The 4,826-nt window shown below is 49.0% G+C and carries 4 protein-coding genes; 1 reads left to right on the top strand and 3 read right to left on the bottom strand.

Annotated features, from left to right (window positions below; genetic code table 11):
- Positions 1-322 precede the first annotated feature (322 nt).
- The 3 genes from JW883_09305 to JW883_09295 all read right to left on the bottom strand — a co-directional run bounded on the left by JW883_09305 (position 323) and on the right by JW883_09295 (position 4,360).
- Positions 323-2,059: a 50S ribosome-binding GTPase gene (locus JW883_09305; protein ID MBN1842459.1), complete on the bottom strand. Its 1,737-nt coding sequence runs from the start codon at positions 2,057-2,059 to the stop codon at positions 323-325.
- Between the two features lie 62 nt (positions 2,060-2,121).
- Positions 2,122-2,493, bottom strand: coding sequence for a four helix bundle protein (locus JW883_09300; GenBank protein ID MBN1842458.1), 372 nt, complete (start codon positions 2,491-2,493; stop codon positions 2,122-2,124).
- A gap of 97 nt (positions 2,494-2,590) precedes the next feature.
- Positions 2,591-4,360, bottom strand: coding sequence for a GTPase domain-containing protein (locus JW883_09295; protein ID MBN1842457.1), 1,770 nt, complete (start codon positions 4,358-4,360; stop codon positions 2,591-2,593).
- A 93-nt stretch (positions 4,361-4,453) separates the two neighbouring features.
- Between JW883_09295 and JW883_09290 the strand changes: the two genes are divergently transcribed.
- On the top strand, positions 4,454-4,738 hold the full coding sequence (locus JW883_09290; GenBank protein ID MBN1842456.1) for a hypothetical protein: 285 nt from the start codon (positions 4,454-4,456) through the stop codon (positions 4,736-4,738).
- Positions 4,739-4,826: the final 88 nt, after the last annotated feature.

Below are 4,826 nucleotides of genomic sequence, written 5' to 3'. Positions count from 1 at the left end.
TTGGAATAATTTGAGGAGCGGAGCGACATCATTATTCGACGTTCGACGTTCAATGTTCGATGTTGGACGTTCATCTTTTAATATGTTGGACGTTCATCTTTCAAAACAATTCCATACGGCGTAAATGTAACCTGTGAACGGTTACGAGGGTTTTAAGAACGACGCGATTTCGCCCACGCTGTTTGGCTTCATAGAGGGCCTTGTCGGCAACTTCAAGGAGTGCTTCAGATGAATCATGCCATAATTCGGCAGATGCGGAAACCGTCATAAGTTTCCATGTCATGGCTCGTTTGTTCAAGCACCTGACTGTGGGATTTTGGCATTAGATTTTTTTCCTTTCTTGCGTGAGAGCCGAGACAGCAGATGCTTTGGATCTGATGTTCTCTCTGAATTCATTCAAGTCACCTATCACGGTGTCCAGTTCTTCTTCCCAGACCTTTCCCAGCCCCACTTTGAGGGACTCTATCATTTTGTCGGCGGCCTTCTGCAAGAGTGTCCGGTAGCGGCGGTAAAAGCGAAAAGCAAAGAACAAGTTGATGAGTGCGTAGCTTCCCAGGGCGGCAAGTCCTTTGGCGCTGAAAAGCGTGGAGATCCCAGAGAGAAGAAGACGGACCACGCTGTTCCCGCCGGGGGCGTCAAGGACCTGCAACCAGGCTGTCTCGCCTCCGATAGCCAAGAGAAAAAAGGTCAGAAGCAACGCATAAATCATGAATTGCAGTGCCCTGAATCCCCAGAAAGAAGGCAAAGACGGTTTGGCTATCAGCAATGACACAAGGCTTGTGAGGCGGCCCTCCAGGTCTTCAAGTTTTTTTGGCACGTTAAGGATGTCTTGGAGTCCTTCCTGGAATGACGCGGGGAGGTTATGACGAAGGATGCGACGATTGAGCCGGTCTGCCACCCATTTGACACGTCTTTGAAAAGAGACCTTGATTGCCTCGGGGAGAATCAAGGGAGAAAGACTCGACCGGGGGATGTGTTTTTCTTCCGCAAATCGTTTGTGGAATCCCTGGAAAAGGACGGCCACACCGTAGCCTGGACCCACCAGCAGGGAGGGGTCGCCCTGGCATGAGAGAATCTGTTGGCTGACATGCTTTTCCAGCCAAGTATCAATCGTTTGCCGGCCGCCTTTCATCCACGGCGAACGCTGTTGTTCGAGCTCCTTTATTGAACCCTCAAGAATTCCTTCAAAGGCTTCCAGGTTCAGCGCCTCTTTCTTAAAAGCCAAAAGAAGGTCTTGGACTTCCACATCCAGATTGGCTGCCTTGATGGCCGTGATCTGCTTGATGTCCCGCTGCTGGAAAATCTGTTGCCTGAAGGACGGAAACTGATTCCAGGGAGCCGGTTGATCGGAATCCAGGGCCTCTTTGGCCGAAAGCGCCCAGAAAAGCGGTTCGGCAATGCCGTTTTCCTTGATGTGTTCCTGAAAGCGCTTAGTCACGCTGGCCATTTGCTCATAGCCCCTTTCCATGCCCTCGTCCCGGAAGAAAAGGTCCAACTTGTTCAGCACAAAGTAGAAATTCTGCTTGGCCTTGGGCGCTGTCTGGAGAAATTCATAAAAGCGCCCATCAGCGTATTTTTCCGGAGAAGTGACCCAGACGAGAACATCCAGGTGCTCCAGAAATCGGGACACATGCTGGCGGTGCTCACCCATGAGGCTGTCAAAGTCGGGCAGGTCGCACAGCAGGATTTGTCGGATGCCACTGCCTTGGTGCGTGATCTCTCGCCAGGGAACATCCGTTAAAGACAGTGATGGAAGCGGCCTTGCTTCCACATACCTGTAAATAAGCACCTCATCTGTGTGAGGACGTCTATGGCTCGTCGAGGCGATCTCAGAGCCGGCAAGGGCATTCATGAGGGTGGATTTTCCCACGCCGGTTCCACCCAGCAGCCCGAGCGTAAGAAAACTGCTTTCGGTTGCGGCCAGTTTTTGGGAAAGCGCCTTCGCATCCCCCCGCAGGGATTGCTCTTCTTCGGCGGTAAGAGAGTAAAAGGAACCATGGTCCAGAAGATCAAGGACGTGATCGAGTTCCCTTTGTAGTGACTGAACAGGATGTGTCATTAGTTTCCAATTTTAGTTCTTCTCCAATTTAGTTGGAGAAGAGGGTCCAAGGATTCAAGGGGTCAAGGATTCAAGGGCTTGTTTTCTAAAGACTTTATCAGCGCTTTCAACATTCTTTCGATTTCCGCTATGTCTTTGTTTAGTGTAGCCGATTCACCTTTTTCAATTAAATCTAAATCCCCTGCTAATAATATTTGTGTTTCCAATTCGCAAACAGAACCATAAGATATGTAAAGCATCCTAATGTAATCCATGGTTGTCTTTCTTCCATATCCTTCTGCTATATTTGAAGGAATGGAAACAACCGATCTTCTTATCTGTGAAGTTAGACCGTATCTTTCTTCCTTTGGAAATTTTGCTGTTATTCTATATATCTCTAAACAGAGTTCGTATGACTTTTGCCAGACTTTCAACTCTTTGTAATTTTTTAGCATTTCACTTGAATCCTTGAATCCTTGACCCCTTGTACCCTCTGGGATAACGCCCGCTCAATTGGAGATAACCCATTTATTTTGCCTTAATGAACTACAACTAATCGGGAGATGATCCCCCAATTTTCCAATGCAATCTTTGCAGGGATTCCAGGGTTTCCGGAGATGTCATGAGGGACCGAACACACTGTTCATAACGCTCCCGCTGATGGCGCAACACGGAAAGAAGTCCTTCTTGATAACGCTTTGCAAGTTTCCTGGCGATTTTTTGAATTTCACGATAGGCAAAGAGTTCCACTGCCCCCTTTGTCACAAAGGGCGCAAGAACAGAATCCAAGGCCGCATCCAGTACGGTAAAGCCGCCTCCAACGACAATTTCAAAAGACAGAATAAGGAGGCCCCAGAGGATGGAGGTGGAGTAAATGCCCCACTTTTTGTGTCTTGGAAGGCCTTTTGAAAGTTTTTGGAATGTTTCCTCAAGCCATGCATCGAGCCGGTCGTGTTCTTCCCAGATACGGTCCTTGATCTCTTCATCCTTGAGCGCCACATCGGATTGGCGAAGCTTTCTGAAGAGCGGGGAGTGTTCATCGGTGGGTGAAAGCTCTTCAAGGACCAGACGATTGAATCTTTCAATTGCTCCCTGAACAGGGGTCAGGTCGATTTTCCGTCTGACTTTTAGAAGCGCGTCTTTATGAGCGCCATGAGCGCTTTCCTTGCGCAATCCAAGGAGCCGGAAGGGGGTTAAAATGAGTTCTCTTATGAATCGGCGGGGTTTGGCCAAAACATCGTATTTGGTGAAGAGCCTTCTGATTTCTGTTTGCAGATGTTGGCGGCTTTCTGTTGTAAAGCGCCTCTCTTCCTCTTTGACTAGATCCTGGGATATCTTTTCATAAAGAGCCGTAAGGTGTGTCAACCATCTTTGAGCTTCCCCGTTTTCTTCCTCCAAGAGATCCAGAAGCCGGCGGAACCGAATCTTTAAATCCCCGGTTCGCCTTGTTTGTTGGGCTGCCCGGAAGTCTCTGATTTCTTCTATTGGGAATTCCTGTGAAAAACTGTGCAGGAAGTCACTGAATGCCGGATCTTCAGAGATCCATTGGAAAGGTTGAGAGGACGCATAGGCAATGAACCACATCCTCCGGGCCGTATCAAGCGCTCCAGTCTGGCCACCCTGGCTCTCAAGCGCTCCTAGCACCTCTTCCCGAGTGAGCCTCTCGTTGACCTTGTTGATCAGCAAAAAGAGGGGCTTTTCCTCTTGTATGACTCTTAAGAGGAATTGATAGGGCACATCGTCTGCGTACTTTTCCTGGCTTGTCACAAACACGACCGCATCAGACAATAGATAGAAGTCTTCAGCAATCTGCCGATTCTCAACTTCCACACTGTCCAGGTCCGGAGTGTCCACCACGACGATATGAGACCAGTCTTGCCGGTTGTGTTGTAATACGAGTAGACAACCAGGCGTTCCGGTAGCCGGCCCGCAACGGGAATCTTCGAAGGCCTGATGTTCCACTTGCACTGAGGGGAAGGGGAAACCATTTGCGATGGGGCAATCTTGATGTGCGTAAACGATAGGACCGCTGGTTTTTGGTCGTTCCACGCCTGTCTCGCTCAAGTGCTTCCCGCAAAAGGCATTAAAAATGGTCGATTTTCCTGTTCCTGTTCCCCCAAGGAAGGCCACCCAAAGACAGGGCATGTGCTGTTTGTAGGAAAAGACGGCGAGTCTCTTGCGAACGTCTTCTGCCAGTCCTTGGATTTCCCCGGCGCCACGGGTGAGCCCGGGACATTGTACGGCGTCTGTAATAAGCCAGCCTCTTCCGGAATCCAGCTCTAATTGGCTGTCTTGTTCAATTGTGTTTTCTCGTGGCTTCATCAGATTTTTGTTAGTGATAACATTATTGAGTCCTTTCCAGCAAGATCCTTTTAATGGTTTCGCAAAAAGCCCGAATAATGCCAAGAGGTTATCTTGCCGACACCCAGGATCGTGTCAAATGTTGAGAGCCTGTTGGTTTGTGGGATTTATGCTGTGGTGTCAGGCGATACTTTCCTCCTTGACGCACAAGTCGATTTCTTCCTACACTGTCCCATCAAAAAGCGAGATCTTGTCAGGTTTACCCTAACGTTGCAAAAGCCGAGGGTGCTGCAGATGCAAGGCGTCAAGGGCGAGGCTGTAGTCGTTTACGCCGATCCGTTGACAACGCAGCAGATGCTGTATCATCGGCTTTCCCGAAGGGTAAACAACATGGCTTAACAACATGGCTGTTTTTCTGGTTTTCTGGATATCACTCGCAGTACATTCCACAAAACCACTCAAAAAGACCGCAAAGAACGGCTATTGT

This window comes from Deltaproteobacteria bacterium, assembly GCA_016930875.1.
In the GTDB taxonomy this organism is placed as follows: Bacteria; Desulfobacterota; Desulfobacteria; order Desulfobacterales.
Note: the sequence above shows the minus strand (reverse complement) of the source record. Positions and strands in the feature narration are given on the sequence as shown.